This window comes from Microbacterium sp. SA39, assembly GCF_000967865.1.
Taxonomy (GTDB): Bacteria; Actinomycetota; Actinomycetes; order Actinomycetales; family Microbacteriaceae; genus Microbacterium.
On record NZ_JXRU01000030.1, the window covers coordinates 135,257 to 152,060 of the forward strand.

At 67.5% G+C, this 16,804-nt stretch carries 15 protein-coding genes and 2 tRNA genes; 12 read left to right on the plus strand and 5 right to left on the minus strand.

What is annotated here, in order from left to right; translation table 11 throughout:
• Positions 1–32: 32 nt before the first annotated feature.
• Complete coding sequence (gene secG, locus RS85_RS06545; protein ID WP_029261623.1) at positions 33–281, plus strand: preprotein translocase subunit SecG; 249 nt, start codon at positions 33–35, stop codon at positions 279–281.
• Positions 281–634 carry an RNA polymerase-binding protein RbpA gene (locus RS85_RS06550; protein WP_046012631.1) on the plus strand — a complete coding sequence of 118 codons (354 nt, stop codon included), beginning with the start codon at positions 281–283 and terminating at the stop codon, positions 632–634. The genes secG and RS85_RS06550 overlap by 1 nt, the downstream gene beginning before the upstream one ends.
• Before the next feature lie 72 nt (positions 635–706).
• Here RS85_RS06550 and RS85_RS06555 read toward each other — a convergent pair whose 3' ends face one another.
• On the minus strand, positions 707–1,942 hold the full coding sequence (locus RS85_RS06555; RefSeq protein ID WP_046012632.1) for a hypothetical protein: 1,236 nt from the start codon (positions 1,940–1,942) through the stop codon (positions 707–709).
• Between the two features lie 102 nt (positions 1,943–2,044).
• Positions 2,045–2,115, minus strand: a tRNA-Gly gene (locus RS85_RS06560).
• Positions 2,116–2,255: 140 nt separating this feature from the next.
• On the opposite strand from RS85_RS06560, the gene RS85_RS06565 reads away from it, so the two are divergent.
• The 10 genes from RS85_RS06565 to clpX all read left to right on the plus strand — a co-directional run bounded on the left by RS85_RS06565 (position 2,256) and on the right by clpX (position 11,694).
• Positions 2,256–2,329: transfer RNA gene (locus RS85_RS06565), tRNA-Pro, on the plus strand.
• Positions 2,330–2,392: 63 nt separating this feature from the next.
• Entirely contained in the window at positions 2,393–3,916 is a 1,524-nt protein-coding gene (gene tig / locus RS85_RS06570) for a trigger factor (protein ID WP_046012633.1), read from the plus strand.
• A gap of 69 nt (positions 3,917–3,985) precedes the next feature.
• Complete coding sequence (locus RS85_RS06575) at positions 3,986–4,480, plus strand: tetratricopeptide repeat protein (protein WP_046012634.1); 495 nt, start codon at positions 3,986–3,988, stop codon at positions 4,478–4,480.
• 79 nt (positions 4,481–4,559) lie between these two features.
• Complete coding sequence (locus RS85_RS06580) at positions 4,560–5,156, plus strand: ATP-dependent Clp protease proteolytic subunit (protein WP_046012635.1); 597 nt, start codon at positions 4,560–4,562, stop codon at positions 5,154–5,156.
• Between the two features lie 20 nt (positions 5,157–5,176).
• A complete protein-coding gene (locus tag RS85_RS06585) occupies positions 5,177–5,818 on the plus strand; it encodes an ATP-dependent Clp protease proteolytic subunit (protein ID WP_046012636.1) in 642 nt (213 codons plus the stop codon).
• Positions 5,819–5,967: 149 nt separating this feature from the next.
• Entirely contained in the window at positions 5,968–6,903 is a 936-nt protein-coding gene (locus RS85_RS06590) for a sugar-binding transcriptional regulator (RefSeq protein ID WP_235282358.1), read from the plus strand.
• A complete protein-coding gene (gene deoC, locus RS85_RS06595) occupies positions 6,900–7,901 on the plus strand; it encodes a deoxyribose-phosphate aldolase (RefSeq protein WP_152642348.1) in 1,002 nt (333 codons plus the stop codon). Before RS85_RS06590 ends, deoC begins: the two co-directional genes overlap by 4 nt.
• 8 nt (positions 7,902–7,909) lie before the next feature.
• Positions 7,910–9,352 (plus strand): aldehyde dehydrogenase family protein, encoded by a 1,443-nt coding sequence (locus tag RS85_RS06600; protein WP_046012637.1) that lies wholly within the window; start codon positions 7,910–7,912, stop codon positions 9,350–9,352.
• 64 nt (positions 9,353–9,416) lie between these two features.
• Positions 9,417–10,268, plus strand: coding sequence for an aldehyde dehydrogenase family protein (locus tag RS85_RS06605; protein ID WP_046012638.1), 852 nt, complete (start codon positions 9,417–9,419; stop codon positions 10,266–10,268).
• A gap of 157 nt (positions 10,269–10,425) precedes the next feature.
• The gene (gene clpX / locus RS85_RS06610; RefSeq protein ID WP_046012639.1) at positions 10,426–11,694 is read left to right on the plus strand and encodes an ATP-dependent Clp protease ATP-binding subunit ClpX; all 1,269 of its coding nucleotides are present in this window, start codon (positions 10,426–10,428) and stop codon (positions 11,692–11,694) included.
• Positions 11,695–11,731: 37 nt separating this feature from the next.
• Here clpX and RS85_RS06615 read toward each other — a convergent pair whose 3' ends face one another.
• The 3 genes from RS85_RS06615 to valS all read right to left on the minus strand — a co-directional run bounded on the left by RS85_RS06615 (position 11,732) and on the right by valS (position 16,691).
• On the minus strand, positions 11,732–13,783 hold the full coding sequence (locus RS85_RS06615; RefSeq protein WP_046012640.1) for a M3 family metallopeptidase: 2,052 nt from the start codon (positions 13,781–13,783) through the stop codon (positions 11,732–11,734).
• 65 nt (positions 13,784–13,848) lie between these two features.
• Positions 13,849–14,082 (minus strand): hypothetical protein, encoded by a 234-nt coding sequence (locus tag RS85_RS06620; RefSeq protein ID WP_046012641.1) that lies wholly within the window; start codon positions 14,080–14,082, stop codon positions 13,849–13,851.
• Positions 14,082–16,691 (minus strand): valine--tRNA ligase, encoded by a 2,610-nt coding sequence (gene valS, locus RS85_RS06625; protein WP_046012642.1) that lies wholly within the window; start codon positions 16,689–16,691, stop codon positions 14,082–14,084. The genes RS85_RS06620 and valS overlap by 1 nt, the downstream gene beginning before the upstream one ends.
• Positions 16,692–16,804: the final 113 nt, after the last annotated feature.

Here is a 16,804-nt window from a genome sequence, read left to right on the forward strand (position 1 = left end):
GGCGCACCTGCCCCAGCGAAAGGCTCTTTCTCGTGGCAATTCTCGAGTTCGTCCTGCAGGTCGTGCTGGGCATCACCAGCGTGCTGCTGACCCTCCTCATTCTTCTGCACAAGGGCCGCGGTGGTGGCCTTTCCGACATGTTCGGCGGAGGCATGACCTCGGCGGTCGGGTCCTCCGGTCTCGCGGAGCGGAACCTGAACCGCTTCACCGTCGTCCTGGCATTGACATGGTTCGTCGCCATCGTCGCGCTGGGCCTCATCACGAAATTCGAGGTCATCTGATGGCTACCGGTGGAAACGCGATCCGCGGCACCCGCGTGGGCTCCGGCCCGATGGGCGAACAGGACCACGGCTACCATGCCGACCGCATCGCGGTGTCGTACTGGGACGGACTCGGCAACGAGACCGTCCGCTACTTCGCCGCCGGTCTCCCCGAAGACGAGATCCCCGAAACGATCGACCACCCGCAGTCGGGTCTGCCGGCGGGACGCGACAAGGAGAACCCTCCTGCTCTCGCGAAGGCCGAGCCGTACAAGACGCACCTCGCCTACGTGAAGGAGCGTCGCACCGACGAGGAAGCCGTACAGCTCCTCGAGGACGCTCTCACGCAGTTGCGCGAGCGTCGGGGCCAGTGACCTTCTGATCTGACATCGAAGAAGCCGCCGCGAGCATTCGCGGCGGCTTCTTTCGTCTCATCCGCGGGCGGCTCAGCGGCAGCCCGCCGCGGCGTCGATGTAGCTCTGCGGCGGATAGCCGTACGCCCAGACACCGTTCGCGTCATCGGTGAAACCCATGCTGATGGCCCAGCCCGTGGCCCACTTCTCGATGCTGTCCTGCGTCGACGAGTCGTACATGTCCTCGCATTTGACGCTGATCGCATGACCGACCTCGTGCGCGACGAGTGCCCTGCTCCGCTCGGCGGGCCACTGCTCGGCGACGGAGTTCGACAGCTGGATGACGGATCGGTCAGGCTCATCCCACCACCAGGTCGTGTATCCGCCCATGCTGCCGTTGTTGCCTGCGCCGTTGACGATCGGCGCCCAGTCGAATTCCAGCAGGACGCCGGGGGCGAGCTCACGTGCGAACGCCTCGACCTCGAGCCGGGCATTCATGAGAGGTCCGGCCTTCTCGGCGAGTTCCTCGTTCTCCGTCGCCACGACCTGAGCCGCCGCGGTCTGGAGCGCCGCGTAGGTGCTCACGGCCGTCTCATCGATGATGGTCGTCGCGATCACGTCGGCCGCGGCATCGCGCAGGCCGATCACGGCATCATTGCGTGCCGAGATGTGCGCAGCCTCGAAGGCGGGGGTCGCCTGACCCGCGGCGGCGAGGAGCGCGACTCCGTTCTCGGTGACCGCGTCGGACGCTCCTGTGACTTCGTTCGCTTCGGCTCGCAGATCGTCAGTGAGCTCGAGGGCATCGTCGGTGTTCTGCTCGAGGCGGGCGCTCGCGCCGAAGAGCTCCCAGAACCAGACGGGCTTCTCGCCGGCGGAAACGATCTCGGTGGTGATCACGTCGTCTGCGGCCGTCGCGGTGTCTTGGGCGTCGGTGACAGCGTCCGCGAGCGACTGTTCCGCCTCCGGGGGAGCGACGATCGCCTCGTTCTCGCTCGCGAGGATCAGGCCGGCGCTGTCTGCGACGGCCTTGAGAGCAGTGCTCGTGCCCTGGAGCTGCGTCTTCTCGGTGCTCGCTGCGGCCACGGCATCCGCGTTCTCGTCGGCTGCGCTGTCGTATCCGATGCTGGCGGACAATTGCGTGATCGCAAGCGCGGCGATCACGACGGCACCGCCCACGAACCCGAGAACGAACCGCGTGCGCTTGCGTCGCGGCGTTCGAGGGGCCGCTGCTGCGCCAGCGCCTGTGCCGGCGAGGCGCGCCGGCAGCTCGTGCCCGCCGCGAGGCACGGATGCCGGCGCGTCTGGGACAGACGGGGGGAGAGCGGTCACGTCATCCTCATTCGATCGGCCTCGCGTGCGAGCAGCAGGGGGTCAACACTGTCAGCGTATGCGAGAAGGCCCCCACCGTGCGGTGAGGGCCTTCTGAATCGGAGGGGCTGACGGGAATCGAACCCGCATCATTAGTTTGGAAGACTAAGGCTTTACCACTAAGCTACAGCCCCGAATCTCAGTGCACTTCGACATGCTCAGTGACCAGGAGATCGGACCGGGGTCGGAACTCCGGCGTCATCGATCATACCGGAACGTGAGGGGTGCTCCTGTCCGTTAGACTCGATGGGGCTGAATCTGCGTGCGGATTCCCCGGGGCGTAGCTCAGCTTGGTAGAGCGCCCGCTTTGGGAGCGGGAGGTCGCAGGTTCAACTCCTGTCGCCCCGACACGGCATCCTCAGGCCTGACAGCCGCGGTTCAGCGCGGAGACAACAAGGAGAACACACAAGCATGGCGAACAGCACCGTCGAGAAGCTGACCCCGACCCGGGTCAAGCTCAGCATCACGGTCACCCCGGACGACCTCAAGCCGAGCATCGCTCACGCCTATGAGCACATCGCTCAGGACGTCCAGATCCCCGGCTTCCGCAAGGGCAAGGTCCCGGCTCCGATCATCGATCAGCGCATCGGTCGCGGCGCGGTCATCGAGCACGCCGTCAACGAGGGCCTCGACAAGTTCTTCCGCGAGGCGAGCGCCGAGCACAAGCTGCGCGTCGTCGGACGCCCGGCGGCCGACATCACGCAGTGGCCGAACGAGAAGGACTTCTCTGGCGACCTGCTCGTCGATGTCGAGGTCGACGTCCGTCCCGACATCGAGATCCCCTCGTACGACGGCATCACGGTCACCGTCGACGCCGTAGAGGCCGATGACGCCGCCCTCGACGCCGAGCTCGACAACATGCGTGCGCGCTTCGGCACGCTCGTCACCGTCGACCGCCCAGCCGCGAAGGGCGACTTCGTGGAGCTCGACCTCGTCGCCACGATCGACGGCGCCGAGATCGACCGTGCCGAGGGCGTCTCCTACGAGATCGGCTCCGGCGAGCTGCTCGAGGGCATCGATGACGCCGTCGAGTCCCTCACCGCGGGTGAGGACACCACCTTCCGCTCGACTCTCGTGGGCGGCGACAACGCCGGCGCCGAAGCCGAGGTCTCCGTGACGGTCAAGGCCGTCAAGGAGCGCGAGCTTCCCGAGGCCGACGACGACTTCGCTCAGATCGCGAGCGAGTTCGACACGATCGCCGAGTTGCGCGCGAGCCTGGCCGAGCGCGTCGCTCAGCAGGGCGTCTTCACGCAGGGCTCCGCCGCGCGCGACAAGCTCGTCGAGACGCTGCTCGAGAAGATCGACATCCCCGTGCCGCCGAAGCTCATCGAGGACGAGGTGCACACCCACCTCGAGGGCGAGAACCGCCTCGAGGACGACGTGCACCGCGCCGAGGTCACCGAGGCGAGCGAGAAGCAGTTCCGCACGCAGGTGCTGCTCGACACGATCGCCGAGCAGGCCGACGTGCAGGTCTCGCAGGAGGAGCTGAGCCAGTACCTCATCCAGTCCGCGTCGCAGTACGGCATGGCCCCGCAGGAGTTCGTCGAGGCACTGCAGTCCTCGAACCAGCTGCCCGCGCTCGTCGGCGAGGTCGCCCGCAACAAGGCCCTCGCGATCGCCCTCGGCAAGGTGAAGGTCGTCGACACCAACGGCAAGCCCGTGGATCTGTCGGACTTCGTCGTGACCGATGACGAGGCTGCCGAGTCGACCGAGGCCGACGCTGCGGACGCCGAGGAGAAGCCGGCGAAGAAGGCTCCCGCCAAGCGCCGCACTGAGCCTGCCGAAGAGAAGGCTCCCGCCAAGAAGGCTCCGGCGAAGAAGGCAGACGACGCGGAGGCCGCTGAAGAGCCCGCCGCCGAGAAGCCTGCCGAGAAGAAGCCGGCCGCCAAGAAGGCTCCGGCCAAGAAGAAGGCAGCAGCCGACAAGGCCGAGTGATCGGACATGATCCAGTGAAGAGGGCGGATGCTGCGGCATCCGCCCTCTTTTCGCATCGGGGGAGAGAGCATGAAGAGCTGGGACGAGCGGATCGACGACGTCTGGGCGGATGCCGCGGGCGACGAGGTCGGCGACGACACGATCGCGCGGATCGACGCCCTGGCGGCGGAACGCGGGCCGGATGACGCCCGTGCAGAGTTCGAACGCGGGGGAGCGCGCGACTCGGCGGGCCGTCCCGCGGAGGCGGTCGCGCTCTACCGGCGCGCTCTCGGCCTGGGCCTGGACGACGAGCACCGCCCGCAGTGCGTGGTGCAGCTCGCGAGCTCACTTCGCAACATGGGCGAGTACGACGCCGCGCTCGAGGTTATCCGCGAGGAGCGGGAGTCGTTCCCCGACAGCCCGTATGCCGATGCGATCTCGGCTGTCCATGCGCTGGTGCTCGCCAGCGCGGGTCGCCCGGCGCACGGGCTCTCGGTGGCGCTCCTGGCGCTCGTGCCGCACCTCCCGCGCTACCACCGGTCGATGACCGCGTATGCCCGGGAGATCGCCGAATCCGACACCTGATATGCCGACGGCGAACACGGCCTGAGCGCCGCGCCGCCGCCGGTAGATTCGAAGCACGAACAAGGAAACAGGAGCTGAAATGGCTGCAGAACCCCTCGTCGCGACAAGCGTCTTCGACAGGCTGCTGAAGGATCGCATCATCTGGCTCGGTTCAGAGGTGCGCGATCAGAACGCCAACGAGATCTGCGCGAAGATCCTTCTTCTCGCCGCAGAAGACTCAGAGAAGGACATCTACCTCTACATCAACTCGCCCGGTGGCTCGATCACGGCAGGCATGGCGATCTACGACACCATGCAGTTCGTGCCGAACGACATCGTCACCGTGGGCATCGGCATGGCCGCATCCATGGGCCAGCTCCTGCTCACGAGCGGAACCAAGGGCAAGCGCTACATCACGCCGAACGCGCGCGTTCTGCTGCACCAGCCTCACGGCGGGTTCGGCGGCACGTCGAGCGACATCCAGACTCAGGCGCAGCTCATCCTCTCGATGAAGAAGCGCCTCGCGGAGATCACGGCCGGGCAGACCGGCAAGTCGGTCGAGCAGATCAACGCCGACGGTGACCGCGACCGCTGGTTCACTGCGGATGAGGCTCTCGAGTACGGCTTCGTCGACCACATCCGCGAGCACGCCAGCGATGTCACCGGCGGCGGCGGCACCGCGGACGACGCAGCGTAATCCGGATTCGAAAGGACACCATGTACACCCCCACTTTCCAATCCGCAGGCGACATGCCCTCCAGTCGCTACGTCCTCCCGCAGTTCGAGGAGCGCACGGCCTACGGCTTCAAGCGCCAGGACCCGTACAACAAGCTCTTCGAAGACCGCGTGATCTTCCTGGGCGTGCAGGTCGACGACGCGTCCGCCGACGACGTGATGGCGCAGCTGCTCGTTCTGGAGAGCCAGGACGCCGAGCGCGACATCACGATGTACATCAACTCGCCCGGTGGCTCGTTCACGGCCATGACCGCGATCTACGACACGATGCAGTACGTCGCGCCGCAGATCCAGACGGTCGTGCTGGGTCAGGCCGCATCGGCCGCGGCCGTGCTGCTCGCCGCCGGAGCCCCCGGCAAGCGTCTGGCGCTTCCGAACGCTCGCGTGCTGATCCACCAGCCCGCGATGGGCGAGGCCGGTCAGGGCCAGGCATCCGACATCGAGATCCAGGCGGCGGAGATCCTCCGCATGCGTACGTGGCTCGAGGAGACGATGGCCGCACACACGGGCAAGCCCGTGGAGCAGGTCAACCGCGACATCGATCGTGACAACATCCTCTCGGCCGCGCAGGCGCTCGAGTACGGCATCGTCGACCAGGTGCTCACCACGCGCAAGCGCGCGTAGGCAGGTCGAATCGAAGGGCGCTCGTCATCGCGACGGGCGCCCTTCGTCGTTCCCGCAGATGTGCACGCGGCCTCCGGAGATTGCTCATATGCGCAATGCAGTGCGCGTACGCGGTTCACGGCCTACTCTGGAAGAGGAAGGAGGATGCCGTGGAAGACGATCTGCTGATGGTCCGTGTCGCCGAGCTGTACTACGACGAGGACAAGACTCAGGACGAGATCGGCGGACTCCTCAAGATCTCGCGATGGAAGGTCGGCCGGCTGCTGACCCAGGCACGTGAGCGCGGCATCGTCCGCATCGAGATCGTGCACCCGCGCGCCCGTCGCCTCGGACTCGAGCGTTTGCTCGTCGAGCGCTTCGGACTCTCGGATGCCGTCGTGGTCCCGGCCCCGGAGGGCGACGACGGAACTCTCGAGCGCGTCGCGCAGGCCGCCGCCGACTTCCTGGCCGCGCTCAGGCCGGCCCCGCGCACGCTCGCCGTCAGCTGGGGTCGCACACTCCGCGCGGTCGCCGAGGCGCTTCCGGACGGATGGGCCCAGGGCGTCACGGTCGTGCAGCTCAACGGCGGTGTCAGCCTGAATCGTCGCTCCGGCGGTGCCGCAGGTCTCGCTGTCACCATCGCGCAACGGGCGTCGGGGCATGTGTCGCTGCTTCCGAGCCCCGCGATCTTGGAGCGCGTCGAGACGAAGCGCGCGATCGAGGCCGATCGCACCGTCGCGGCCGTCCTCGAAGAGGCCGCCGAAGCGCAGGCCTTCCTCTTCACGGCGGGACCCTGCGACGCGACATCCGCCCACGTCGAGAACGGATACCTCAGCGCTGAGGACGTGGAAGAACTCGCGCGGAGAGGCGCGGTCGGCGACGTTCTCGGACGATACGTCGACGCCGAGGGCAACATCGTCGACGCGCAACTCGACGCCCGGACGGTGGGCGTCTCGCTCGACCGTCTGCGCGGAGCGAAGCGCGCGATCTTCGTCACGGCAGGCCCTGCCAAGCACGACATCGCGCGTACAGTCGTGACCAGCGGCCTGTGCGGCGTTCTGGTGACCGATGAGACCACAGCACGAGCATTGTTGGAGGAACTGTGACGACCAAAGAACTCAGCCGCAGGACGGCGGTGGACGTTCTCGGCGGTGAGCCGGACGACGCCACGCTCCGACGCTTCCTGCACGGCCTTCCCGGCGTCGATGCCGTGGGGCTCGAGCAGCGCGCCGCCGGTCTCGGCACCCGCTCGATCAAGACCACATCGAAGGCCTGGGCGCTCGACACGATCATCAAGCTGATCGACCTCACGACGCTCGAGGGCGCGGACACCCCCGGCAAGGTGCGCTCGCTCGTCGCGAAGGCGAAGAACCCTGATGCCGCCGACCCGTCGACCCCTCGGGTCGCCGCTGTCTGCGTGTACGGCGACATGGTCGGCGACGCCGTCACCGCTCTCGGCTCGCTGCACGGCGACCCCGACGAAGGCCTGATCTCGGTCGCGGCGGTGGCCACGGCATTCCCGAGCGGTCGCTCGTCACTCGCGATCAAGCTCGCCGACACCGCCGAGGCCGTCGCCGCCGGTGCCGACGAGATCGACATGGTGATCGACCGCGGGGCGTTCCTCTCCGGGCGCTACGGACTCGTCTTCGATCAGATCGCCCAGGTGAAGGAGGCCTGCCGTCGCGAAGACGGCACGTACGCCTCTCTCAAGGTGATCCTCGAGACCGGGGAGCTCAACACCTACGACAACATCAAGCGGGCGTCCTGGCTCGGCATCCTCGCGGGTGGGGACTTCATCAAGACGTCGACCGGCAAGGTCCAGCCTGCAGCCACGTTGCCGACCACGCTCCTCATGCTCGAGACCGTCCGCGACTGGTATCGCGGCACGGGCGAGAAGATCGGCGTGAAGCCCGCCGGCGGCATCCGCGCGTCGAAGGATGCCGTCAAGTACCTCGTCACCGTCGCCGAGACCGTGGGCGAGGAGTGGCTGCAGCCGCACCTGTTCCGCTTCGGCGCGTCGAGCCTTCTGAACGACGTGCTGCTGCAGCGTCAGAAGCTCAGCTCCGGCCACTACTCCGGCCCCGACTACGTCACGATCGACTAGGGATTCACATGTCATTTCTGGAATACGCTCCCGCCCCGGAGTCGAAGGCGGTCCTCAACCTGAAGGACAGCTACGGGCTGTTCATCGACGGCGAGTTCGTCGACGGCTCCGGCGCGAGCTTCAGCACGATCTCGCCGGCCGACGAGTCGCGCATCGCGGAGATCGCCACCGCGAACGACGACGACATCGACCGGGCGGTCGCCGCGGCGCGTCGCGCCTACGACAAGACCTGGTCGCGGATGAGCGGCCGTGATCGCGGCAAGTACCTCTTCCGCATCGCCCGCCTGGTGCAGGAGCGCGCTCGTGAGCTCGCTGTCGCCGAGAGCCTCGACAACGGCAAGCCGATCAAGGAGAGCCGTGACGTCGACGTGCCGCTCGTCGCGTCGTGGTTCTTCTACTACGCCGGCTGGGCCGACAAGCTCGACTACGCCGGGCTCGGCGCGAACCCCCGCGCACTCGGGGTCGCCGCGCAGGTCATCCCGTGGAACTTCCCGCTGCTGATGCTCGCCTGGAAGCTCGCTCCGGCTCTCGCCGCGGGGAACACCGTCGTGCTGAAGCCGGCCGAGACCACGCCGCTCACTGCGCTGATCTTCGCCGAGATCCTGCAGCAGGCCGACCTGCCCGCGGGTGTCGTGAACATCGTGACGGGCGCCGGTGCGACCGGTGCCACGCTCGTCCGCCACCCCCACGTCGACAAGGTGGCCTTCACCGGTTCGACCGGCGTCGGCCGCGACATCGCGAAGGCTGTCGCCGGCACGAAGAAGAAGCTCACGCTCGAGCTCGGCGGCAAGGCGGCCAACATCGTCTTCGACGACGCGCCCATCGATCAGGCGGTCGAAGGCATCGTGAACGGCATCTTCTTCAACCAGGGACACGTGTGCTGTGCGGGCAGCCGTCTGCTGGTGCAGGAGTCGATCCACGACGAGGTCATCGACCGGCTCAAGAACCGCCTGTCGACCCTGCGCCTCGGCGACCCGCTCGACAAGAACACCGACATCGGCGCCATCAACTCCGCTGCCCAGCTGGCCCGCATCCGCGAGCTCAGCGACATCGGCGAGGCCGAGGGCGCCGAGCGCTGGACCGCCGACTGCGTGATCCCGGAGAAGGGCTTCTGGTTCGCGCCGACGATCTTCACGGGTGTCGAGGCGTCGCACCGCATCGCGAGGGACGAGGTGTTCGGGCCCGTACTGTCGGTGCTCACGTTCCGCACCCCGGCCGAGGCGATCGCCAAGGCGAACAACACTCCCTACGGCCTCTCGGCCGGCATCTGGTCCGACAAGGGCTCGCGCATCCTCGCGGTAGCTGATCGCCTGCGTGCCGGCGTGATCTGGGCCAACACGTTCAACCGTTTCGACCCGTCGAGCCCGTTCGGCGGCTACAAGGAGTCCGGATACGGCCGCGAGGGCGGACGCCAGGGTCTTACCGCCTACCTCAAGGGAGCCGCAGCATGAGCCTCTCGGTCGTTGAGCGAGCGAAGCGAGACGAAACGCTTTCCCGCAAGAAGGAGATCTCCGCATGAGCAAGCGACTGACCGTTCCGAAGACGTACAAGCTCGCGATCGGCGGGGCCTTCCCGCGGAGCGAATCCGGACGCACCTACGAGGTGCTGTCGCCGAAGGGGGCCTTCCTGGCGAACGCCGCACAGGGCTCCCGCAAGGACGCCCGCGACGCCGTTGTCGCGGCGCGCGCCGCGGTGAAGGGCTGGGCGGGAGCGACCGCCTACAACCGAGGGCAGGTGCTGTACCGCGTGGCCGAGGTTCTCGAGGGCCGACGTGCACAGTTCATCGATGAGATCGTCGCGCAGGAGGGCGGATCTTCGTCGGCTGCTGCCGCGCAGGTCGACGAAGCGATCGACCTCTGGGTCTGGTACGCGGGTTGGTGCGACAAGTACGCGCAGGTCGCGGGCAACGCCAACCCCGTCTCGGGTCCGTACTTCAACATCTCGGTCCCAGAGCCGACCGGCGTGGTCGCCATCGTTGCCCCGCAGGACTCGGCTTTGCTCGGGCTCGTGTCGGTCGTCGCGCCCGCCCTGGTCGCCGGCAACGCCGTCGTCGTGATCGCGAGCGAACAGCATCCGCTTTCTGCCATCAGCCTCGCCGAGGTGCTCGCGACGAGCGACGTGCCCGGGGGAGTCGTCAACGTGCTCACCGGCTCGCCCGCCGAGATCGCTCCGTGGCTCGCCTCGCACCAGGACGTGAACGCGCTCGACCTCGCCGGCGCCGGTGACCTGGACTGGGTCGACATGCAGATCGCCGCAGCCGAGACGCTCAAGCGCGTACTCGCTCCCGGAGAGGTCGTCGCCTCTCCGGAGCGCATCGGCGCCTTCACCGAGGTGAAGACGGTCTGGCACACGAAGAGTCTCGTTTGATCTGAGACCAGCAGAGGCCCGGCCCGCAGGCGACTGCGGACCGGGCCTCTCGCCGTTCGTGGCTGTGTCTGAACCGGTACGCGCCAATGCGGCCCTGTGTCGTACGCAGAGGTTAGGCTCGAAGGACGATCTCTGGATCCCCCCTAGGAGGACGCGCATGGCCCGTATCGGTGAAAGCGCTGACCTGTTCAAGTGCTCGTTCTGCGGAAAGAGCCAGAAGCAGGTGCAGCAGCTCATCGCTGGCCCCGGTGTATACATCTGCGACGAGTGCGTCGAGCTGTGCAACGAGATCATCGAAGAGCGGATGGCGGAATCCTCCGCCGAGGGCGTCGCGGAGTTCGACCTTCCGAAGCCGCGGGAGATCTTCTCGTTCCTCGAGGAGTACGTCGTCGGCCAGGAGCCCGCGAAGCGCGCTCTCGCCGTCGCGGTGTACAACCACTACAAGCGCGTCCGCGCGCACGGCACGCTCCAGACGGCCGAGCAGAAGGCCGAAGAGGTCGAGATCGCCAAGAGCAACATTCTGCTGATCGGGCCGACCGGTTGCGGCAAGACGTATCTCGCGCAGACCCTCGCGAAGCGCCTCAACGTGCCGTTCGCGGTCGCCGACGCCACCGCGCTCACCGAGGCCGGCTACGTCGGCGAAGACGTCGAGAACATCCTCCTCAAGCTGATCCAGGCCGCCGACTACGACGTGAAGCGCGCCGAGCAGGGCATCATCTACATCGACGAGGTCGACAAGATCGCCCGCAAGGCCGAGAACCCCTCGATCACGCGCGACGTGTCGGGTGAGGGCGTGCAGCAGGCGCTGCTGAAGATCATCGAGGGCACGGTCGCCTCGGTTCCGCCCCAGGGCGGTCGCAAGCACCCGCACCAGGAGTTCCTGCAGATCGACACGACGAACGTGCTCTTCATCGTCGCCGGTGCGTTCGCGGGCCTGGAAGACATCGTCTCGGCTCGCGTCGGCAAGCACGGGATCGGCTTCGGCGCCCCGCTCCACGACAAGACCAAGGACCTCGACCTGTTCAGCGAGGTCCTGCCGGAAGACCTGCACAAGTTCGGGCTCATCCCGGAGTTCATCGGTCGTCTGCCCATCGTCACGAACGTCTCGCCGCTGGACCAGGATGCGCTGATGGAGATCCTCACGGGTCCCCGAAACGCCCTCGTGAAGCAGTACCAGCGCATGTTCGAGATCGACGGGGTCCAGCTCGAGTTCGATGAGGAAGCGCTGCGTTCGATCGCTGACCTCGCCGTCGAACGGAAGACGGGCGCCCGCGGTCTCCGCGCGATCCTCGAAGACGTGCTCGGGCCGATCATGTTCGAGATCCCCTCCGCCGAAGACGTGGCCAAGGTCATCGTGACCCGCGCCGCCGTCGACGAGGGCGCACCGCCCACCATCGTGATGGAGCGCAAGCGCAAGAGCGCGTAAGCGACCGAAAGCTGACGCGGAGCACTCGCGCGCCGGCTCAGGCCTCGAGTCCGCGGCGCTTGAGGAGTGGCGCGATCTCGGCATCCCGGCCACGGAAGTCGCGGTACGCCTCGAGCGGGTCCTTCGAACCGCCGACTCCGAGAAGGCGCGCCCGAAAGCGGTCGCCGTTCTCGCGTGTCAGGCCGCCGTTCTCGAGAAACCACTCGACGGTGTCGGCGTCGAGCACCTCGCTCCAGATGTACGAGTAGTACCCCGCGCTGTACCCGCCCGAGAAGACATGTGCGAAGTACGTCGACGAGTAGCGGGTCGGCACGACGGGGTTGTTCAGCCCGACATCGGCGAGGGCGGCTTGCTCGAATGCGGAGACATCGTCGATGACGGCATCCGTCCCGATTCGATGCCACGCCTGATCCAGCCATGCCGCCGCCAGATACTCACTCGTGGCATGACCCTGGTCGAACGTCTCGGTCGCCCGAAGGCGCTCCACGATCGCGGGATCGAGAGGTTCGCCCGACTCGTAGTGTTTCGCGTAGTTGTCGAGCACCTCGGGCCAGAGGATCCACATCTCGTTCACCTGACTGGGGAACTCGACGAAGTCGCGGAAGACGTTCGTCCCGGCGAAATGCGGATATGTCACCTCGGCGAAGAGACCGTGCAGGGCGTGCCCGAACTCGTGGAACAGGGTCGTCACCTCGTCGAGCGTGAGGAGCGTGGGCTCGCCCTCGCCGGGAAGCGGCACGTTGAGGTTGTTCACCACGACGGGAGCCGTCCCGCGCAGCCGCGACTGGCTGACGATCGGGTTCATCCACGCGCCTCCGCGCTTCGCATCGCGCGTGTACAGGTCGAGGATGTAGAGCCCCAGGGTGCTGCCGTCGGCGTTGCTGACCTCGAAGACGCGCGCTCCGGGGTGGTAGGCGACGAGGTCGCGGCGCTCCGCGAACGTCACCCCGTACAGCTGCGTCGCGGCGAAGAACACGCCGTCCTGCAGGACCCGTTCTGCCTCGAACCATGGCCGGAGGGCGGCGGAGTCGATGTCGTAGCGCGCGCTGCGCACCTTCTCGGTGTAGAAGGCCCAGTCGTGCGCCTCGATCGCGAACGGATGCTGCTCCGTTTCGTCCACGATCGCCTGAAGGGCCTCGCGCTCCGCCTCGGCATTGCGTGCGGCCGGAGCGGCGAGCTGGCGCAACATCCGTTCCACGGCCTCGGGGTTTCCTGCCGTCTCGTCAGCCGTGACGTAGGCCGCGTGCGACGCGTACCCGAGCAGCTCTGCGCGTTCCCCACGGAGACGCACGATCTCGTACAGGACCGGGCGGTTGTCGTCGCCGTTGTCGCGCGACCCGCGCGCACGCGATGCGGCCATGATGCGGCGGCGGGATTCGCGATCACGGAGCTGTGCGAGGTACGGGTGACCGGTGAAGAGCGGCAGCGCGATCAGGTACTTTCCGTCCAAATCACGATCTTGCGCGGCGCGGGCCGCCGCAGAGAGCTCGCCAGCGCTGAGACCGACGAGTTCGTCCGCAGAGTCGAACACGACCGCCAGGTCGTTCGTGTCGTTCAGGAGATTGCGCTCGAACGTGTTGCTCAGCGTGGAGAGCTGCTGGTTGAGGTGCGTCAGGCGGGCCTTGGCCTCATCGTCGAGCGCCGCGCCGGCGTGGGTCATCTCGCGGTGGTGGCGCTCGACGAGGTAACGCTGTTCCGCATTCAGCCCGAGGGCGTCGAGCTGGTCGTGCACCTGCCGCACGCGCCAGTACAGCGCGCTGTCGAGGGCCACGGCATCCTGATGCGCCGCCATCAGCGGTGCGAGCTGCTCGTCCACCGCCTGGATCTCCGGGGTCGCGTCGGCCGAACTCACGGTGTAGAACGCGTGCGACACCCGATCGAGCAGCTCGCCGGAACGCTCGATCGCGTCGATGGTGTTCTCGAAGGTCGGCATCGACCGCACCATCGTGATCCGCGAGATCTCGCCCAGATGCTCCTCGAACGCCGCGTGGAACGCGGGGAGATAATGCTCCGGGCGGATCGCGCTGTAGTCCGGGAGGCCGTAGGGGAGGACGGGAGGGTGGAGCAGCGGATTCGAGGCGTCGGTCATCATCCGAGCCTAGCCACCGCGGCGCTCCCGCTCCCTGATGTCATCGAGCGCGACGCTCCGCCGGCTCAGTCCTGGAAGGGGCGAGCGACGACCTCTCCGGATGCGGTCTGGAGGACCTCCCAGCCCGCGTCGAGCTCAGCGATCGCGCGGCCCTCCAGCCAGGTGAGAGTCCAATGCCCCGTCGACTGGCTCAGGGGCCCGGACAGGTTCGACTCGACCTCGGCGATCGCCGGCCGCAGGGCGGCGGGGACCGAAGCCGGCGGCTCGGCTCCCGTCGCCCAGCGTGTGCCCAGCTGCATCACGATGCCTCGACCGGGGCGAGCTCGATCGCGGTGACCGCGAACTCCTCAGCCTCGGAGAACTCGAGTTCGGCGATGCGGCCGACCGCGCGCAGGTCGTCGGCTGCGGCGCGAAGGGCGTCGAGCTTGGCGGCAGGGGCGGCGATCGCGGCGCGAGATACCGGGGTCTTCTGCGACGCCTTGGCCTCGGTCTTCGCCCGGCGGATGCCGATGAGTGCCTCGCTCGCGACCGACAGCACGGCGGGGTCGCCCTCGCCCTTCGACGAGCTCAGGGACCCGAGCGGCTCCGGCCACGCTGCGGTGTGCACCGAGCCCTCTTCGAACCAGGACCAGGCCTCTTCCGTGGCGAAGGACAGAACCGGGGCGAGGAGTCGGAGAAGCGTCGACAGCGCCAGGCGAAGCGAGAGGGCGGCGGATGCCTGTCCCACATCTGTCTGGTCGTATGCGCGCTCCTTGACGAGCTCGAGGTAGTCGTCGCAGAAGGTCCAGAAGAACCCTTCCGTGAGCTCCAGCGCGCGCGCGGCGTCGTACCGGTCGAAGGCCTTCGTGGCCTCGGTCACCACGCCGTCGAGGGCTGCGAGCATCGACGCGTCCAGGGCATGCGTGACCTCGGCACCCTCGGGTACCGGGAACGACAGCACGAACTTCGCCGCGTTCAGCACCTTGATCGCGAGACGACGACCGATCTTCACCTGCGTCGGGTTCTGCGGGTCGAAAGCGGCATCCATGCCCAGGCGGCTCGACGCCGCCCAGTAGCGCACAGCATCCGATCCGTGATTCTCGAGCACGTCCGCGGGAGTGACGACGTTGCCCTTCGACTTCGACATCTTCTTGCGATCGGGGTCGACGATGAAGCCGGAGATCGCGGCGTTGCGCCACGGCGTCCTGCCGTCTTCCAGAGTGGACCGCAGCATCGTGGAGAACAGCCACGTGCGGATGATGTCCTGACCCTGCGGGCGCAGGTCGAATGGAGCGGTGAGGTTCCACAGCTCCTCGTCGCGCTGCCAGCCGCCGGCCAGCTGGGGCGTGAGGGAGGACGTCGCCCACGTGTCGAGGATGTCGGCCTCGGCCTCGAAGCCGCCCGCCGCACCGCGCTGATCCTCGGTGAACCCGGCTGGCACGTCGGTCGTCGGATCGATGGGCAGCGATGCGGCGTCCGGGGTCAGCACCCGGTCGTAGTCACGCTCGCGGTTCTCGTCGAGGGCGTACCAGAGCGGGATCGGCACGCCGAAGAAGCGCTGACGCGACACGAGCCAGTCGCCGGTCAGACCGCCGACCCAGTTCTCGTAGCGCACGCGCATGAACTCGGGATGCCAGGCGAGCTCCTGGCCGTGTGCGATCAGCTGGTCGCGCAGCTCGCCGTCGCGTGCGCCGTTGCGGATGTACCACTGGCGGGTCGAGACGATCTCGAGGGGGCGGTCGCCCTTCTCGAAGAACTTCACGGCATGGTTGAACGGCTTGCCGACGGCGGTCATGTCGCCGGTCTCCTGCAGCTTCTCGACGACCGCCTTGCGCGCGCTGAAGACCGTCTTGCCGCCCAATTCGTCGGCGTACCAGGCACGCGCCTCGTCATCGGCGACCGTCTCCGGAGCCTCCGGAAGGAAACGTCCGTCGAGTCCGATCGTGGTCATGTTGGGGAGAGAGTCGCCGCCTGTCGTCCGCAGCTCGCGCCACCAGATGATGTCGGTCACGTCGCCGAAGGTGCAGACCATGGCCGCACCGGTGCCCTTGTCGGGCTGCGCCAGGTGGTGACCGTGGATCTCGATCTCCGCCCCGAAGAACGGGGTCTTCACCTTCGTGCCGATCAGGTGCTTGTGCGGACCCTCGGGATGGGTGACGATCGCGATGCACGCGGGGAGCAGCTCGGGCCGCGTCGTGTCGACGGCGATCGAGCCGGATCCGTCTGCGAAGGGGAACTCGATGGTGTGGTACGCCGCCTGCTGATCGCGGTCCTCGAGCTCGGCCTGCGCGATCGCGGAGCGGAAGTCGATGTCCCAGAGCGTTGGTGCCAGCGCCTGATACGCCTCACCGCGCTCGATGTTGCGGAGGAACGCGAGCTGGCTCTGCCGGATGGTGTCGTCCGAGATCGTGCGGTACGTCTGGGTCCAGTCGACGCTGAGCCCGAGCTGGCGGAACAGCGCCTCGAACTGCTTCTCGTCCTCGATCGTCAGGCGCTCGCAGAGCTCGATGAAGTTGCGACGGCTGATGGGCTGCTGGTCGGCCGCACGGCTCGACTTGTTGTCTCCGCCCTCGAACGGCGGCGCGAAGTCCGCGTCGTAGGGGAGCGACGGATCGCAGCGCACGCCGTAGTAGTTCTGCACACGGCGCTCGGTGGGCAGGCCGTTGTCGTCCCAGCCCATCGGGTAGAAGACGGTCTTGCCGCGCATGCGCTCGTAGCGGGCCTTGACGTCGGTGTGGGTGTAGGAGAACACATGCCCGATGTGGAGGCTGCCGGATGCCGTGGGCGGCGGGGTGTCGATCGAGTAGACGCCCTCGCGTCCGGCTTCGGCGGCGCGGAGGCGGTCGAACAGGTACGTGCCCTGCTCCGCCCACGCGGCGTCCCACTTCGCTTCGAGACCTTCGAGTACGGGCTTGTCGGGAATGGACATGACGGTCTCCTTGAGCGATGTATGCGGCACTGTGTGAGCGTGCCTGAGTGTGAGTTGTGCAGACCAGTCTACCGAGCAGAGGCTCGACCGTCGGCCGACGCCTCGGCCGGAGA

Bases quoted from the DNA above. Each gene is read 5' to 3' on its own strand.
- valS (WP_046012642.1), bottom strand. From the start codon at position 16,691: ATGTCCATTCCCGACAAGCCCGTACTCGAAGGTCTCGAAGCGAAGTGG.
- RS85_RS06550 (WP_046012631.1), top strand. From the start codon at position 281: ATGGCTACCGGTGGAAACGCGATCCGCGGCACCCGCGTGGGCTCCGGC.
- clpX (WP_046012639.1), top strand. From the start codon at position 10,426: ATGGCCCGTATCGGTGAAAGCGCTGACCTGTTCAAGTGCTCGTTCTGC.
- RS85_RS06615 (WP_046012640.1), bottom strand. From the start codon at position 13,783: ATGACCGACGCCTCGAATCCGCTGCTCCACCCTCCCGTCCTCCCCTAC.
- RS85_RS06600 (WP_046012637.1), top strand. From the start codon at position 7,910: ATGTCATTTCTGGAATACGCTCCCGCCCCGGAGTCGAAGGCGGTCCTC.
- RS85_RS06585 (WP_046012636.1), top strand. From the start codon at position 5,177: ATGTACACCCCCACTTTCCAATCCGCAGGCGACATGCCCTCCAGTCGC.
- RS85_RS06605 (WP_046012638.1), top strand. From the start codon at position 9,417: ATGAGCAAGCGACTGACCGTTCCGAAGACGTACAAGCTCGCGATCGGC.
- RS85_RS06620 (WP_046012641.1), bottom strand. From the start codon at position 14,082: ATGCAGCTGGGCACACGCTGGGCGACGGGAGCCGAGCCGCCGGCTTCG.
- RS85_RS06580 (WP_046012635.1), top strand. From the start codon at position 4,560: ATGGCTGCAGAACCCCTCGTCGCGACAAGCGTCTTCGACAGGCTGCTG.
- tig (WP_046012633.1), top strand. From the start codon at position 2,393: ATGGCGAACAGCACCGTCGAGAAGCTGACCCCGACCCGGGTCAAGCTC.
- RS85_RS06575 (WP_046012634.1), top strand. From the start codon at position 3,986: ATGAAGAGCTGGGACGAGCGGATCGACGACGTCTGGGCGGATGCCGCG.